We start from the raw sequence: 15,089 nt of genomic DNA, 5'->3' as shown, positions 1-15,089 counted from the left end.
GACCGGTTCGGCACGGTAAGTGTCGATTTATCCATTTGTACTCGCTTACAAGCGGCGGTAATTACGGGATAGTGGCGACCTACGCTCTAAAGATGTCGCAGTTTTTAAGTACCCCCTCTATTATTGGGATGTTATGCCACACGACATTGACAGGCGTGGTGACGAGGCACATCAGATGAAACGGCGGCGATGGCTCCAGGCGCTGGGCGTCGCCGGTGCTGCGGGCCTCGCTGGCTGTTCGGGCGGTGGCGACCAGGAGACGACCGCAGAGACGACCGAGGACGACCCGATGGGCGGCTCGGAGACGACCGAGGGCGACGGCGAACTGCCCTCCGTCAGCGGCACGTACAACAGCCTGGCGTCGGCAACCTACGAGACGCTCAACCCGATATACAACGACACCTACGGCGCCGGCGTCGCCATCGAGTACACGCTCGATCCGAACTACAGCTTCCGACCGGGGACCGAACAGCTCCCGCTCACGATGGAGCTCTCCAGCGACGACAACGAAGTGTGGGTCGCGAGCCTCCGCGAGAACATGGAGTTCAGCGATCCCTACGGCGAGGTCACCGCAGAGACGTTCACCTATCAGATCCAGGAGGTCCAGCAGACCGAGTGGGCGAACACCCCCGACAGCACGAACTGGTACCGAAACGACGAGCCGCTCAACGTCGAGCAGACCGGCACCTACGAGTTCCAGATCGAGCTCCCGAGTCCCGACCCGCTCTACCTCGAAACCTACGACCCGTCCCTCTACCCCATCCCGATCGACCTGATGAAGCCGTACGTCGACGAGGAAGACGCCAAGGGGTTCCAGGAGGACGAGGACCTGCTGGAACTCACGTTTACCGGAAACCTCGGCGCCTTCAGCCTCGACGAATGGAACAGAGGCTCCGGCATCACGTTCTCGCGAAACGACGACTACTACCTTCAGGAGGCCGACGACCTCCCCGAAGCCTTCAGCAACGCGCCGTACTTCGAGGGCATCGAGATCAGCGTCGTTGGCGAGGAGGCCTCGCGCCTCGCGGCGCTGGAGACCGGCGAGGCCGACACCGCGGCGGTTCCGCCGAATCGCGTGTCGGAGTTCCAGGACCTCGAGAGCACGTACGTCAGCGTCCAGCCTCAGTCGTACAACGAGGTCTGTACGTACAACATGCGGGACAACGGCTGGAGCGCCGGCCCCGGTAACCTCTTCCGCGAGAAGAAGTTCCGGCAGGGGCTCGCCTCCGCCATCAACAAGGAACGGCTCGTCAAGGGCGTCTATCGCGGCTACGCCGACGTCGAGTACACCTGGCAGCCCCCGTGGTCGAAGTGGTTCCCCGGCGAGGACGAACTGATGACCTTCGGGACCGGCGACCTCTACGGACCGAAGGAGACCCGTAGTCGTATCGAGAGCGCCATCGAAAACGTCGAGTACGACTACAGCTACGACGGCGACCGACTGGTCACCCCCGAAGGCGATCAGGTCTCGCTCAGTCTCTACCACGTCGCCGGCCAGAACACCGAGAAGAACTTCGCGCAGTACATCGCTCAAGAGCTCGACAAGAACGCCGGTATCAACGTCGAACTCAACGCCATCGACGCCACGAAGTTCGCCAACGACTACTGGCAACAGCAGGTTCCCGACAACCCCGACCAGTACGAGTGGAGCAACGGGCGGAACAACGCGGGTCCCCGCGAGGTCACCAGCAAGAACGCGTGGGACATGTCGGTGGTGTACGGCCTGAACGCCTATCCGCTGAATCCGCTGACGGCCGACGTGTTCTTCCTCAAAGACTCCGTCTACAACCCTTACGGCTACTACCCGTCGTGGAACGCCAAGGAACTGTTCCAGGAGGCGAAGAACGCCGAAAGCGAGGAGGCGCTGAAGGAGGCGCTGGCAGAGATCTTCGTCAAGATCTCGGAGGACCAGCCGATGGGGATGCTGGCGTTCCCCTCGGACACTATCGGGTACAACAGCAGCCTTCAGGGCCCGATCGAGAACTACTTCAGCGGCTGGGACTTCCCGACCTGGCACTTCGAGGAGTAACGCGACGACCGACTTCGCCGTTTTATTCGCGACACAATGAGAGATTAGTGATACAATGGGACTCGAATGGTATATAACGAGACGCGTGGCATGGGCAGTGATCGTGACGTTCATCATCGTCACTCTCACATGGGCACTGCTGACCGCGGCGCCGAACCCGCAGGTATCGCAGGCCGCGACGCAGGCGGCGCTACAGGGCGGTGATCCCGCAGAGGCCCGCGAGCGGGCCCGCGAGCTTCGGGGCCTCGACGCACCGCTCCACGAACGGTACATCGACTACGTGACGGGCGTGTACACCCTCGAATGGGGGTGGTCGGAGTCGCGCAACCAACCGGTGACCGAGGCGCTCCTCGAATCGCTGTACTACACCGCCCAGTACTCGGTCCCCTGGACCATACTGACGATCCTCTTGGGACCGCTGGTGGGTATCTACTCGGCGGCAAACCAGTACAGCTGGAAGGACCACGTAGCGACGGGCTTTGCGTTCTTCGGGTACGCAATACCGAACTTCTTCTTCGGTATCATACTCCTGTTGGTGTTCGGCGTGTATCTGGACGTGGTACCTATCGTGTACAACACCGACGTCGCGGTGTTCAGCCTCGAGAACGCGATACAGCTCGTGCTCCCGGTGTTCGTACTGGTGACCGGTTCGATCGGCGGCACGATGCGGGTCTCGCGTAACGAGTCGGCCGAGTACATCAACGCCGACTTCGTGAAGACCGCCACCGCGAAGGGGGTCTCGCCGCTCCGGATCTACGCGAGACACATCCTCCGGCCGACCATGGTGCCGCTGTCGACGACGATCGTCGCCCAGTTGCTCTACCTGTTCGTCGGGTCGTCGCTGCTGGTCGAGGTCGTCTTTGGCATCCCCGGACTCGGCCAGACGACGTTCCAGGCCGTGATCGCTCAGGACACCAGCCTCGTGCTCGGATCCACGCTGTTCTTCACGTTCATCGCGACCGTGGGGAACCTGCTTCAGGACGTGGTCTACACCGTGCTCGACCCCCGAATCAGCTTCGACGAGAGATAACATGGCGACTGACAAATCCAACCCCAACTTCGATCAGGTCGACTGGGACGACATCGCCAGCAACAGCGGCCGGGAGCTATCGACGAACGCGATCGGGACGCTGATCTCGACGGGCGTGCTCGTTGCGATCCTGCTGTACGATTACTTCATCGTGCCGGCAAACAGCGCCACGTTCGAGGCCGTCGGCTGGGGCTACGACGTCATCCCGCTCGACTACATGTTCGCGTTCACCCTCATCCTGTTCGGGTTCTACGCGGTGTTGCCGCTGTATCAGAACCCCCGGATGACTCGGTACTACTGGAAGGAGTTCCGAAAGAACCGCCCGGCCGTCGTCAGTCTGATCTGGCTGATCGCCATCTTCCTGCTCGGCGTGCTCGGACCGCTGTTCATCAGCCCGACCGAGAGCGAACTGTTCCGGAAGTACCAGCCGCCGATCTGGATGACGATCGACCAGAATTACGTCATCGAGTGCGTGGGCACGCTCGCCGGCGGCGCTTGCGCCGGAACGTGGCAGCATCCGCTGGGAACCACCCAGGGCGGTAAAGACATTCTCACGATGATCATCTACGGGATGCAGATCAGCATGAAAGTCGGGTTCATCTCGACGCTCATCGCGGTCGTGATCGGCACCGCGTTCGGCACGGTCAGCGCGTACGCCGGCGGGATGGTCGACGAGGTGCTGATGCGGTACGTCGACATCCAGCAGTCGATCCCGACGCTCATCCTCTACCTGCTCATCATCTACATCTTCGGCGGTGGCCTGTGGCTGTTGATCCTGTTGCTCGGGATCTTCTCGTGGGAGGGCATGGCCCGGTACGTCCGGAGCAAGGCGCTCTCGGTCACCGAGGAAGAGTACATGAAAGCGACCAAGATAAGCGGAGCGAGCTCCTACCGGATCATCCGCCACCACGTCATCCCGAACTCCGCGAGCAGTATCATCACCGACATCACGCTACTGATCCCGGCGTTCCTGCTCGCCGAGGCCCAGCTCTCGTTCCTCGGGCTGGGCGACTCGTCGGTCCCCTCGTGGGGCCAACTCATCTCGGCCGGCCGGAGCGACCTCTCGTTCGCGCCGTGGATCGTGCTGGCGCCGGGACTGGTGTTGTTCCTGACGATCCTCGCCTTCAACTTCCTCGGCGACGCACTGCTAGACGCACTGAACCCCGAAGCGGAAACGGAGTCGGAGTGATTCCACATGAACGACACACCACTACTCTCCGTCGACAGTCTCACGACGACGTTCGAGACCGACGGCGGGACGCTGACTGCGGTCGACGGCATCGACTTCGACGTCCGCGAAGGCGAGACGCTCTGTATCGTCGGCGAATCGGGCTCGGGCAAGACCGTCGCGACCGAATCGGTCACCCGGCTCGTCAAGTCGCCGCCCGGACAGGTCGAAGGCACCGTCCGGTTCCGCGGACGGGACATCACGGAGATGAGCGAGTCCGAGCTCAGGGAGATCCGGGGCAACAACATCGCTCACATCTTCCAGAACCCCCAAGACGCGCTCAACCACTGTTACACGATCGGGTGGCAGATCGCCGAGGCCATCCAGATCCACGAGCCGGACGTCTCCGACGAGGCGGCCCGCGATCGGGCGGTCGACTTGCTCGACAGGGTCGGCATCGCCAACGCCACCGCGCGGTTCGACGACTACCCCCACGAGTTCTCGGGCGGCCAGCGCCAGCGGGTGATGATCGCGATGGCGCTGGCCACGAACCCGGATCTGCTCATCGCCGACGAGCCGACGACCGCGCTCGACGTGACCGTCCAGGCCCAGATTCTGCGCCTGCTCGACGAGCTACAGGACGAGTACGGCATGAGCATCCTGTTCGTGACCCACGACCTCGGAGTCGTGGCCAACGTCGCCGACCGCATCGTGGTGATGTACGCGGGCAAGGTCATGGAGCGGGGCGGCGTCTACGACCTCTTCGAGCGGCCGGCCCACCCCTACACGCAGGCGCTGATGGAGTGTCTGCCCGGGAAGGGACAGGGCGACGGGGGCATCCCCGGCTCGCTTCCGGACCCACTCAATCCGCCAGACGGCTGTCGGTTCGCGCCTCGGTGCGACCACGCCGTCGACGCGTGTCGGACCGGCGACCAGCCCGAGGAGATAGAGATCGGGGACGGCCACCGCGTCTCCTGTGTCTACTACCAGTCGGGCTACGACGAGTCGACCGTCGCCGACGAGTCGCTGGGAACCGGGACCTCGACCGCGACCGGAGGTGTCGGCGATGACTGATCCCGACGAGCCGCTGGTCTCGGTCCGGGACCTCAAGAAACACTACCCGATCAAGGAGGGAATCCTCTCCCGACAGGTCGGGGCCGCGAAGGCCGTCGACGGCGTCAGCTTCGACATCTACCCGGGCGAGACGCTCGGACTGGTCGGCGAGTCGGGCTGTGGGAAGTCGACCGCCGGGTCGTCGATCATTCGGCTCGAAGACGCCACCGGCGGGGAGGTCCTGTTCAACGGCGGCGGACGGGCCGGTCGGACGCGCAACGACGACGGCACCCACCCGAACGACGTCACGCGGTTCGACGAGCGGGAACTGAAGGCGTTCCGCCGGGACGCCCAGATGATCTTTCAGGACCCCTCTTCGAGCTTCGACCCCCGGATGACCGTCGGCAACTCGGTCGCCGAACTCCTGCAGGTCCACGGGATGACCGACAGGGACCGCCGGCGCCGCATCGTCCAGAACTTGCTCGAACGCGTCGGCCTCTCGGCCGACGACTACGATCGGTACCCTCACGAGTTCTCCGGCGGCCAGAAACAGCGGATCGCGCTGGCGCGCGCGCTCGTGCTCAACCCCGACTTCATCGTGGCCGACGAACCGGTGTCGGCGCTCGACGTCTCGATCAAGGCCGAGATCCTGTCGCTGATCAACGACCTCCAAGAGGAGTTCGGGCTGTCGTTGCTTTTCATCAGCCACGACATGTCCGTGATCCGCGAGGTGTGTGACCGGGTCGCGGTGATGTACCTCGGCGAGATCGTCGAGATCGGGAAGACCGAACAGATCTTCTCGGACCCCGCACACCCCTACACCGAGGCGCTTTTGTCGGCGATCCCGAACCCCGACCCGCGGTCGACCCACGAGGGCATCGAGCTGAAAGGCACCGTCCCGAGCCCGAGCGACCCGCCCAGCGGCTGTCGGTTCCACACGCGGTGTCACCGCGTGATCCAGTCCGAGGAGTTCGACCTGGACCAGTCCGCGTGGCGGTCGGTGCTGAACCTCCGGGATCGAGCGATCGCCCGCGAGATCGACGTCGAGAGCGTCCGGGAGTTCGTGGCCGCCGAGACCGACACCGACCCCGAGTCGGTCCCGCCCGACGCCGTCAAAGCAGAGATCCGCGCCGAGTTCGACCTCCCCGAACAGCTGTCGGACCCCGAGGCCGAGCGCGTGCTCTCGGACGCGCTCGACCGGATGGTCGACGACGACGTCGAGGCGGCAACCGAGACGCTGATGGAGGTGTTCACGACGCCGTGCGAGGAGACCAAACCCGAACTCCTCGACCACGGTGACGGCCACCAGTCGTCGTGTCTACGAAACGAACCCGACGTGGGCGCGGAAGCCGTCGCAACGGCCAGCGACGACTGAACCCCTGCGGTTCGGGTTCGACACGTCGGTCCCGGAACCGTAACGTCACGTTACCGCTACTCGGCCGGCGGCCGCCGTCGAAAACGAGCGCTTTGTCGTCCCCTATACCGATTATCGGTCGCAAATCTTCTTATAGATCGATTCCGCACTTCGTGTGGGGAGTGTTATCGAATGGGTGTTTCCGAAACGTACGTGCGCGGTCGGCGACTCGTCGTCGACCAACCGCTCGCCATCGTGGTCGGCCTGATCGGGCTCTGGATGGCGTGGTTCCTCGCCGCGGGGTTGGCGGCCGGGCGCGTGCAGTTTCACGACGTCGCGGCCCTCCTCTGGGACGGGCTGCTTCGGGGGCTCATCGTCGGCCTCGCCGGCATCGGCCTCTCGATGACGTACAGTATTCTCAACTTCGCGAACTTCTCGCACGGCGACTACATCACCGCCGGCGCGTTCTCGGGGTGGGCGGTGACCTACCTGCTGGCCGGGCTCGGTGAGGCGGACGTCGGCTCGCTGTTGCTCGTCGGGGCCGGCGGCTCGGTGTTCGGCGGCGCGCTCGGCATCGGGGTCACCACGTCGCCGATCGCCGTCGCCGCCGGAGCGGTCGTCGCGGGCGTCGCCACGGTGGCGCTCGCGCTGGTGATCGACCGCGTCGTCTACCGGCCGATACGCGACGAGAGCGGCATCACGCTGTTGATCACCTCCATCGGGGTGGCGTTCGCGCTCCGGTATCTCCTCGTGTTCGTGTTCGGCACCGACGTCCGCGGGACGACCGCCGCCGGGTTCGTCCCTCGGGCCAGCGTCCCCGTCGTCGACGGGACGGTGAGAGTCACGGCCCACGACGCGACGCTGCTCGTCGTCTCGGTCGGGCTGATGCTCGGGGTCCACCTCCTGCTCCAGCGCACGAAACTCGGAAAGGCGATGCGCGCGATGTCCGACAACGAGGATCTGGCCCGCATCACCGGCATCCCCACAGAGCGGGTCGTCCGCGCCACATGGATCATCGGCGGCGGGCTCACCGGCGTCGCCGGCTACATGTTCGTCCTCTGGAAGGGAACTCTCGGGTTCAACGACGGGTGGCTCCTGCTGTTGTTGATCTTCGCCGCGGTCATCCTCGGCGGGATCGGGTCGATCTACGGCGCGATCGGCGGCGGCATCATCATCGGCGTGACCGCCTCGACGTCGGTCATCTGGGTCCCCTCGGAGTTCGGCCGGGCGGCGGCGTTCATGGTGATGATCGTCATCCTGCTGTTCAAGCCGAAGGGCATCTTCGGCGGGAGGACGACGGCATGAGCGCCACCGGCCTCCGCGACCGGGTAGCCGACCTCGGGGACCGGGACGTGGGACTGGTCCTCGCCGTGCTCGCGGTCATCTACGTGGTGTACGTACTCGCGGGCGTCGTGTTCGGATACAGCCTCCGGGGACAGCTCAACTCCATCGCCAACCTCACGTTCTACATCGGGGTGTTCGGGATGCTCGCGCTGGCGCTCAACCTCCACTGGGGGTACACAGGGCTGTTCAACATCGGCGTGGTCGGGTTCATGGGGATCGGCGTCTACGTGACCTCGGTGATCACCAAGCCGCCGGTCGCGCAGGGCGGGGCCGCGCAGGTCGGCGGGTTCGGGCTCCCGCTCGCCGTCGGGGTCGTCGGGGGCGTGCTCGCGGCGGCGCTGTTCGGACTGCTGGTCGCGCTCCCCGCGCTCAGACTGCGGGCCGACTACCTCGCGATCGTGACGATCGCGTTCTCGGAGATCGTCCGGTTTACGATGATGTCCCGGACGTTCCAGACCTTCCAGGTGCCCGACACCGTGCTCGGAATCGATCTCGCGGCGGACACGGTCGGGCTCGGGGGCGGCGGCGGACTCATCCTCAACTATCCGTCGCCGCTCGAAGCGCTCCTGCGGACGCTGTTCCTCTGGGACCCGTACCTCGGGTTCGTCGGGTTCGTCGAGTCGAACCTGATCGCGAACAACCCGAAGCCGGTCGTCGACGGGGTGGTGTACGGGCTCGTGTTGTTGCTCGTGGTCGGGCTCTACTACTGGCTGCTCACCTGGACCGGCAAGTCGCCGTTCGGGCGCGTCCTGAAGGCCATCCGGGAAGACGAGGACGTCGCCAACGCGCTGGGGAAAGACACCAACCGGTTCAAGCTCAAGTCGTTCGTGCTCGGCTGTGCGCTGATGGGGCTGGGTGGCATCCTCTGGTACGCCGGCCGCGGGAGCATCACGCCGCCGTCGTTCCGACCCAACATCACGTTCTTCGTCTGGATCGCGCTGATCATCGGCGGCGCCGGCTCGAACACCGGCAGTTTCCTCGGCGGCGCGGTGTTCGCGGCCCTGCTGTACGAGGGTCCCCGGTACTTCAAGAACCTCGTGGAGGCCGCGCTCGATCTCGGCGACGGGCCGGGGAGCTTCGGGCAGGCGATGGCGGCGGTCGGCTCGCTCGACCCGGTGCCGTTTTTCGTCTACACGCTCAACAGCATCAGCCAGCTCCGGCTCGTCATCATGGGGGTCGTGCTCATCTGGCTGATGCACAACCGACCCGAGGGCATGTTGGGCCACCGCAAGGAGACCGCCTCGACCATCGACCTCTCGCGGCCCGACCGCCGCGACGCTCCCGAGGAGGCCGCCGCGACCGACGGGGGTGAACGCCCGTGAGCGAAGCCGACGAGTCCGCCGAGGACCCCGCCATCCCGGTCGAGGACGCGGCGGTCGACCGATCGACGCCGCTCGAAGTCGAGGGGCTCCGGAAGACGTTCGGCGGCATCGTCGCGGTCGACGACGTGAGCTTCGAGGTCGAGAAGGGGACGCTCACCGGGCTCATCGGCCCGAACGGCGCGGGCAAGTCGACGACGTTCAACCTCATCACCGGGATGCACGACCCCGACGACGGCGCGGTCCGGTTCAACGGCGAGGACATCACGGGGCTGGCGCCCCACGAGATCGCCAACCGAGGTCTGGCCCGGACCTTCCAGATCGCCCGCGAGCTAGAGGAGATGACCGTTCTGGAGAACATGATGCTCGCGCCGAAGGGCCAGGTCGGCGAGTCGCTGTGGCGGTCGGTCACCCCGGGCCTGCGAAACGACGTCCGGAGTCAGGAACTCGACCAGCTCGAACGCGTCTGGGAGGTCCTCGACTTCTTCGAGATCGATCACCTCGCCGAGGAGTACGCCGGCAACCTCTCGGGGGGCCAGCGCAAACTGCTCGAGATGGGGCGAGCGCTCCTGACCGACCCGGACGTGCTGTTGCTCGACGAGCCGTTCGCGGGCGTCAACCCCTCGCTGGAGAAGCGACTGCTCGCGCACGTCCACGAACTCCGCGAGCAGGGCTACACCTTCCTCATCGTGGAACACGATATGGACCTCATCATGAACAACTGCGAGCGGGTCATCGTGATGCATCAGGGCCGGATCCTGAAGGACGGCACGCCGACGGAGGTCAAACAGAGCGAGGACGTCATCGAGGCGTACCTCGGGGGTGAGGTATGAGCCTGCTGGAGGTGCGGGACCTCGACGCCGGCTACGGCGACCTCCAGATCCTCACCGACGTCGACCTCGACGTCGGCGCCGACGAGTACGTCACTATCGTTGGGCCGAACGGCGCGGGCAAGTCGACGGTGATGAAGTCGGTGTTCGGACTGACGACCCACATGGCCGGGACGGTGACGTTCGCCGGCGAGGACATCACCGCCACGAAGCCCGAGGACGTCATCCACAAGGGGATGGGCTACGTCCCCCAGAGCGACAACGTGTTCGCGGCGCTGAACGTCCGGGAGAACTTAGAGATGGGCGCGTACATCCTCGACGAAGTTCCGGAGGCGGCGCTCCGGGAGGTGTACGAGCGGTTCCCGATCCTCGAAGAGCGCCGGGACCAGAAGGCCGGCACGATGTCGGGCGGCCAACAGCAGATGCTCGCGATGGGCCGGGCGCTGATGTTGGACCCCGACCTGCTGTTGCTCGACGAGCCGAGCGCGGGGCTGGCGCCCGACCTCGTCGAGGAGATGTTCGACAAGATCGACGAGATCAACGACGCCGGGACCGCGGTGCTGATGGTCGAGCAAAACGCCAAGGAAGCGCTTCGGCGGTGTGATCGGGGCTACGTGCTCGCGAACGGACAGAACAGGTACGTCGACGAGGGCCGGAAACTGCTCAACGACGAACAGGTCAGACAGGAGTTTCTCGGCGGGTAGGTTCGTCCTCGAATGCGGACCGACGGCGCCCGCCGGTCGCGACCGTCGGCGGGTCGGTCAGCCGATCGGCGAGGCGGTCCGAAGGCCGCGAAAACGCGGGTCAGTTACCGCTCGACAGCGCCTGATTGATGACGCTGGTGTACGACGATTCGCCGATGTTGAAGCTGATCTGGTCGTACACCTCGCCGTCGAACTCCTCTTCGAAGACGCCGCTGAACCGCTCTGAGAGCTGCTGGCCGTAGTCGTTGTTGACGTACAGGGTCGCCGCGCTCTGGGCGCCGAGTCGCTCGGAGGCGACCTGCGCCATGACCCGCCCCTGAAGCTGGTCGCTCGGGGCCGTCCGGAAGATGAAGTCGTCGTCTTCGAGATTCGTCACCGACAGCGCGGTGCTCGACGGCGAGCACCCGACGACCTCGTTCGGGATGAACACCTCTTGGGACACCGGGACGTTCACGCCCGACGACGCGGTGCCACACACCGCCGGCACGCCCGAACTGATGAGCGACTGCGCGCCGCTGACCCCCTGATCGGGCGAGGTGTTCGTGTCCTCGAACTGGGCGTTGACCGTCAGATCGAGGTCGGACTCGTTGACCTGTTGGACCGGAAGCTCGGCCGCTCGAATCATGGGCTGGCCGACCGACGCCAGATCGCCGGTCTCGGGCAGGAGGATACCGACGCTCACCTCGCGGCCCGTCCCGCCCGGCGACTCCTCGGCGCTGGGACCCGCGCCCTCGGGGTTCTCGCCCTCGAACGTCTGGGTCTCCATGGTCTCGACCGATTCGGCGTCGATGCCGCCGAACTCCCAGATGGAGTAGGCCGCCGACGCCGGGTCGCCGTTCTCGTCGAAGTTCACCGCGCTCGACGCGCCCTGGTAGTTGATGTTCTCCCCGTTCGCGACGGCTTCGACCGCCTCGACGAACCGCTCGGGGCCGTACTCCTCGCCGTCGGGGTTCGCGATCCGACGGAGTTGATCTCTGATCGCGGGCCCGCTGTTCTCGCCGGCGGCGACGTTCGCCAGCACGAGCGCCGCCGTCGAGTCGTACGACTGGGACGTGAACACGCCCGGACTGGCGTCGTACTCGTCGCGGAAGAGCTGAGTGAACGCCTCCTGATTGGGCCCCCCGGCGGCCGGAGCGGTGCCGGTGACGTTGTCCATCGGATTGCCGACCTGTCCGGGGAGCGCGGCGTCCTGAAGCCCGTCGGGGATCAGGATGTCCTCGGCGCCGTCCGAGACGCTGTAGTAGTCCCGGAACAACTGGATGCCGCTCTCGGGGTAGCCGATCACCGTCAGCAGGTCCGGACCGCCGTCCTGACTCGCGCTCGCGGTCGCACCCACCTGCCCCGCGAGACCGATCGTGCCAATCGCGCCGACGCCCCGAAGGACGTCACGCCTTCTCGTGTGGTATGACATGGCAGTACAACTCCAACATCATCTGACATAAGTATGAGCCTATCAATTCAGGTAAACAGTTGAATAACGTGCGTATTGGCGTCGTTTCCGCGCGACCGACCGGTCGAGAGCGCCGCTAGCGCCCGAATCCGTCCGACACGGACCGCCGTGTGAAAGTGGGTCGGGTCGCCGAACTCGCGGTCGCATGGTCGGTGACTCAAACAATTCACTCGCTACCGAATTTGTATCTGTCGTCCAGCCCGACACATATATTGCTCGCGCTGTCGCACGGACACGTATGGCGATCCAGACCCTTGACGACCTCGCCGTTCAAGGGACCACACTCGGCGTTCGAATCGACATCAACAGTCCGCTCACCGACGACGGCGATCTCGCGGACGACGCTCGACTCCGCGCGCACGTCGATACCCTCTCGGAACTGCTCGACCGCGGCGGCCGGGTCGCGGTGCTCGCCCACCAGGGCCGACCCGGCGGCGACCAGTTCAGCCCTCTCCGGACCCACGCCGACCGCCTCGACGAACTGCTCGACGCCCCCGTCGGGTACACCGACGCGACGTTTTCGAGCGACGCCCGCCGGGCAGTCGAGGGGCTCGGCGACGGCGAGGCGGTCGTCCTGGAGAACACTCGCTTCTACAGCGAGGAGTACATGGAGTTTCCCCCGGAACGAGCCGCCGAGACCCATCTGGTCGAGGGACTCGCCCCGGCGCTCGACGCCTACGTCAACGACGCGTTCGCGGCCGCTCACCGCTCGCAACCCTCGCTCGTCGGCCTGCCGGTCGAGCTTCCGGGGTACGCCGGACGGGTGATGGAACGCGAACTCGACGTGCTTGGCGGCATGGAGGGAACCCCCGAGCCCCGGACCTACGTGGTCGGGGGCGCGAAGGTGCCCGACTCGCTGGCGGTCGTCGAGAGCGTCCTCGACCGGGGGCTCGCCGACGCGGTGCTGACGACCGGGGTGGTCGCGAACGTCTTCCTCCTCGCCGACGGCGTCGACCTCGGCGACGCGTCGGCCGATTTCATCTACGAGCAGGGCTACTGGGACGAGATCGACCGGGCGGCCGACCTGTTGGCCGAACACGGCGATCGGATCCGGCTCCCCGAGGACGTGGCGGTCGAGCGCGACGGCGACCGCCACGAGATCCGAGTGGCCGACCTCCCGCCCGAGGAGGGCGAGGCCGCGATGGACATCGGCGCGGCGACCGTCGAGGCGTACGGCGAGACCGTCACGGGGCCGGGGACGGTAGTGCTCAACGGACCGGCGGGCGTCTTCGAGGACGAGACGTTCGCCGACGGGACCCGGCGGCTCTTCGAGACCGCGACCGACGCCGAGTACAGCGTGGTCGGGGGCGGCGACACGGCCGCGGCCATCCGCCGGTTCGGAATCGAGGGGTTCGACCACGTCAGCACCGGTGGGGGCGCGGCGCTCGCCATGCTCACCGGCGAACGGCTCCCGGCGGTCGAAGTACTGCGCGGGTGAATGGTCGTCGTCGAAGCCGCCACGGTCGAGGACGCGGGCGCGGTGGCCGATCGGTGGGTCGAACTGGCCGCGAGCCAGCGGGCGTTCGGCTCGCACCTGCTCGCCGAGGAGAACCGCGAGACCGTCCGCGAGGCCTTCGTCCGACAGTCGGTCGCCGACCGGCTGTTGGTCGCTCGGGAGGCAGACTCGATCGTCGGCTTCGTCGGCTTCGCCACGGAGTCGGGCGCCTACGAACAGGACGTCGACCGCGGCGTCGTCCGGAACATCTACGTCGACCCCGACCGACGCGGCGAGGGGATCGGCTCGGAACTGCTCGGCGCCGCCGAGTCCGCGCTGGCCGAGGCCGGCGTCGACACGGTCGTGCTCGACGTGCTGGCCGACAACGACGCCGCCCGGCGGTTCTACCGCCGGCACGGCTACCGCCCCCACAGGGTCGAACTCGAAAAACGACCCGAAAGCGATACGCTCACAAAGGAGTAGCGCGAACGTCGATCCGCGCCAGGGGAGCTTGGGCGGTCCAAGCACCCGACTTGTAATCGGGAGTTCGTGGGTTCAAATCCCACCCCTGGCTTCCGAGCCGGCGGCTCTCCTCGAACCGATACTCTCGATCGAGCCGTCGGTCGCTTCGCCGACTTCTGGACCGATCGAACCAACGTGGCCCCGAGATCTCGGGGTCGTCGCCGAACGGAGACCATCGTGGCGGCTAATCTGTCCGTTAAAGTGCAGTTACTCCCGGTTCCGGCGAGACAGTGGCTCGTTGATCCCGACGGATCGGTGGAGTGATCTCGGGGGTCGTCGCGGTCGACTCCCCGAGATCCGATCGCTTGTCTACGCTCCAGTCACGATCGGACGCGGCGCCGGTCGTTCTCGGGCCGGCGACGTGATCTTCGACGCCCCGCCGCGATCTCCCGAATACAACACAGCCGACGCGCCGGCGGCTTCGTGGGGCCCATCGTACCGAACCGAATCACCGGTGGTACGGGTCGGTGAGCACAGGGTAGGCGTTCGCTCCGATGGTACCCCGCTCGGACGGTCGGAGAGATACCGACCCTCGATTGCTGTCACCGAAACTTGCCGACGTTCGCGAAGTCGTCGTTCTCGCAGTTCGAACACTCCGACGGACGCGAGATGAACACCTCGCCACAGCCCCGACACTCGTAGAGGTCGGGCCCGGCGTCGCGACCCCCCTCTTCGGACTCGGAAGTCGACGACCCGAGGTAGCGTTTCACCCGGCCGACGACTGCGGACAGCGTTTTCTTCAACGGTTTCTGCTGGTCGTTCCCGGTATAAAATATTTGTTCCCGAGTCGACGATTCGAGTCGGCCGGCGCGGCCGTGCCGGATGGACGGCGATCTGACAGTTGCCCGCCG

Annotated in this window: 13 protein-coding genes and 1 tRNA gene; 12 read left to right on the top strand and 2 right to left on the bottom strand. The window is 65.8% G+C overall.

The features are described from left to right. The first annotated feature begins 133 nt into the window (after window positions 1–133). The 9 genes from EPY72_RS15165 to EPY72_RS15125 all read left to right on the top strand — a co-directional run bounded on the left by EPY72_RS15165 (window position 134) and on the right by EPY72_RS15125 (window position 10,831). The gene (locus tag EPY72_RS15165; RefSeq protein WP_135806974.1) at window positions 134–2,029 is read left to right on the top strand and encodes an ABC transporter substrate-binding protein; all 1,896 of its coding nucleotides are present in this window, start codon (window positions 134–136) and stop codon (window positions 2,027–2,029) included. A gap of 55 nt (window positions 2,030–2,084) precedes the next feature. After that, complete coding sequence (locus tag EPY72_RS15160; RefSeq protein WP_135806973.1) at window positions 2,085–3,059, top strand: ABC transporter permease; 975 nt, start codon at window positions 2,085–2,087, stop codon at window positions 3,057–3,059. Between the two features lies 1 nt (window position 3,060). After that, the gene (locus EPY72_RS15155; RefSeq protein WP_134671920.1) at window positions 3,061–4,248 is read left to right on the top strand and encodes an ABC transporter permease; all 1,188 of its coding nucleotides are present in this window, start codon (window positions 3,061–3,063) and stop codon (window positions 4,246–4,248) included. A gap of 6 nt (window positions 4,249–4,254) precedes the next feature. Then, window positions 4,255–5,301 (top strand): ABC transporter ATP-binding protein, encoded by a 1,047-nt coding sequence (locus EPY72_RS15150; RefSeq protein WP_135806972.1) that lies wholly within the window; start codon window positions 4,255–4,257, stop codon window positions 5,299–5,301. Then, window positions 5,294–6,655: an ABC transporter ATP-binding protein gene (locus EPY72_RS15145; protein ID WP_134671922.1), complete on the top strand. Its 1,362-nt coding sequence runs from the start codon at window positions 5,294–5,296 to the stop codon at window positions 6,653–6,655. Before EPY72_RS15150 ends, EPY72_RS15145 begins: the two co-directional genes overlap by 8 nt. Window positions 6,656–6,826: 171 nt before the next feature. Next, the gene (locus EPY72_RS15140; RefSeq protein WP_135806971.1) at window positions 6,827–7,939 is read left to right on the top strand and encodes a branched-chain amino acid ABC transporter permease; all 1,113 of its coding nucleotides are present in this window, start codon (window positions 6,827–6,829) and stop codon (window positions 7,937–7,939) included. Further along, the gene (locus EPY72_RS15135) at window positions 7,936–9,300 is read left to right on the top strand and encodes a branched-chain amino acid ABC transporter permease (protein ID WP_134671924.1); all 1,365 of its coding nucleotides are present in this window, start codon (window positions 7,936–7,938) and stop codon (window positions 9,298–9,300) included. Before EPY72_RS15140 ends, EPY72_RS15135 begins: the two co-directional genes overlap by 4 nt. Window positions 9,301–9,332: 32 nt before the next feature. After that, a complete protein-coding gene (locus tag EPY72_RS15130; protein WP_209019639.1) occupies window positions 9,333–10,130 on the top strand; it encodes an ABC transporter ATP-binding protein in 798 nt (265 codons plus the stop codon). After that, window positions 10,127–10,831 (top strand): ABC transporter ATP-binding protein, encoded by a 705-nt coding sequence (locus EPY72_RS15125; RefSeq protein WP_134671926.1) that lies wholly within the window; start codon window positions 10,127–10,129, stop codon window positions 10,829–10,831. Before EPY72_RS15130 ends, EPY72_RS15125 begins: the two co-directional genes overlap by 4 nt. Before the next feature lie 100 nt (window positions 10,832–10,931). Here the strand turns inward: EPY72_RS15125 and EPY72_RS15120 are convergent, their stop codons facing one another. After that, entirely contained in the window at window positions 10,932–12,242 is a 1,311-nt protein-coding gene (locus tag EPY72_RS15120; protein WP_134671927.1) for an ABC transporter substrate-binding protein, read from the bottom strand. 277 nt (window positions 12,243–12,519) lie between these two features. On the opposite strand from EPY72_RS15120, the gene EPY72_RS15115 reads away from it, so the two are divergent. The 3 genes from EPY72_RS15115 to EPY72_RS15105 all read left to right on the top strand — a co-directional run bounded on the left by EPY72_RS15115 (window position 12,520) and on the right by EPY72_RS15105 (window position 14,290). After that, complete coding sequence (locus EPY72_RS15115; protein WP_134671928.1) at window positions 12,520–13,719, top strand: phosphoglycerate kinase; 1,200 nt, start codon at window positions 12,520–12,522, stop codon at window positions 13,717–13,719. After that, entirely contained in the window at window positions 13,720–14,199 is a 480-nt protein-coding gene (locus EPY72_RS15110; protein ID WP_135806970.1) for a GNAT family N-acetyltransferase, read from the top strand. Between the two features lie 17 nt (window positions 14,200–14,216). Continuing rightward, window positions 14,217–14,290 (top strand) — tRNA-Thr (locus EPY72_RS15105). Between the two features lie 490 nt (window positions 14,291–14,780). On the opposite strand, the gene EPY72_RS15100 is transcribed toward EPY72_RS15105, so the two are convergent. Beyond that, window positions 14,781–14,981, bottom strand: a complete 201-nt coding sequence (locus tag EPY72_RS15100) for a hypothetical protein (protein WP_134671930.1) — start codon at window positions 14,979–14,981, stop codon at window positions 14,781–14,783. Window positions 14,982–15,089 lie beyond the last annotated feature (108 nt).

Origin of the sequence: Halorussus marinus (assembly GCF_004765795.1) — an archaeon.
Classification (GTDB): Archaea; Halobacteriota; Halobacteria; order Halobacteriales; family Haladaptataceae; genus Halorussus; species Halorussus marinus.
Note: the sequence above shows the minus strand (reverse complement) of the source record. Positions and strands in the feature narration are given on the sequence as shown.

Excerpts from the sequence above, each read along its gene's own strand:
- EPY72_RS15135 (WP_134671924.1), top strand. The coding sequence starts at position 7,936 with ATGAGCGCCACCGGCCTCCGCGACCGGGTAGCCGACCTCGGGGACCGG.
- EPY72_RS15120 (WP_134671927.1), bottom strand. The coding sequence starts at position 12,242 with ATGTCATACCACACGAGAAGGCGTGACGTCCTTCGGGGCGTCGGCGCG.
- EPY72_RS15115 (WP_134671928.1), top strand. The coding sequence starts at position 12,520 with ATGGCGATCCAGACCCTTGACGACCTCGCCGTTCAAGGGACCACACTC.
- EPY72_RS15160 (WP_135806973.1), top strand. The coding sequence starts at position 2,085 with ATGGGACTCGAATGGTATATAACGAGACGCGTGGCATGGGCAGTGATC.
- EPY72_RS15150 (WP_135806972.1), top strand. The coding sequence starts at position 4,255 with ATGAACGACACACCACTACTCTCCGTCGACAGTCTCACGACGACGTTC.
- EPY72_RS15145 (WP_134671922.1), top strand. The coding sequence starts at position 5,294 with ATGACTGATCCCGACGAGCCGCTGGTCTCGGTCCGGGACCTCAAGAAA.
- EPY72_RS15165 (WP_135806974.1), top strand. The coding sequence starts at position 134 with ATGCCACACGACATTGACAGGCGTGGTGACGAGGCACATCAGATGAAA.
- EPY72_RS15110 (WP_135806970.1), top strand. The coding sequence starts at position 13,720 with ATGGTCGTCGTCGAAGCCGCCACGGTCGAGGACGCGGGCGCGGTGGCC.
- EPY72_RS15155 (WP_134671920.1), top strand. The coding sequence starts at position 3,061 with ATGGCGACTGACAAATCCAACCCCAACTTCGATCAGGTCGACTGGGAC.
- EPY72_RS15140 (WP_135806971.1), top strand. The coding sequence starts at position 6,827 with ATGGGTGTTTCCGAAACGTACGTGCGCGGTCGGCGACTCGTCGTCGAC.
- EPY72_RS15125 (WP_134671926.1), top strand. The coding sequence starts at position 10,127 with ATGAGCCTGCTGGAGGTGCGGGACCTCGACGCCGGCTACGGCGACCTC.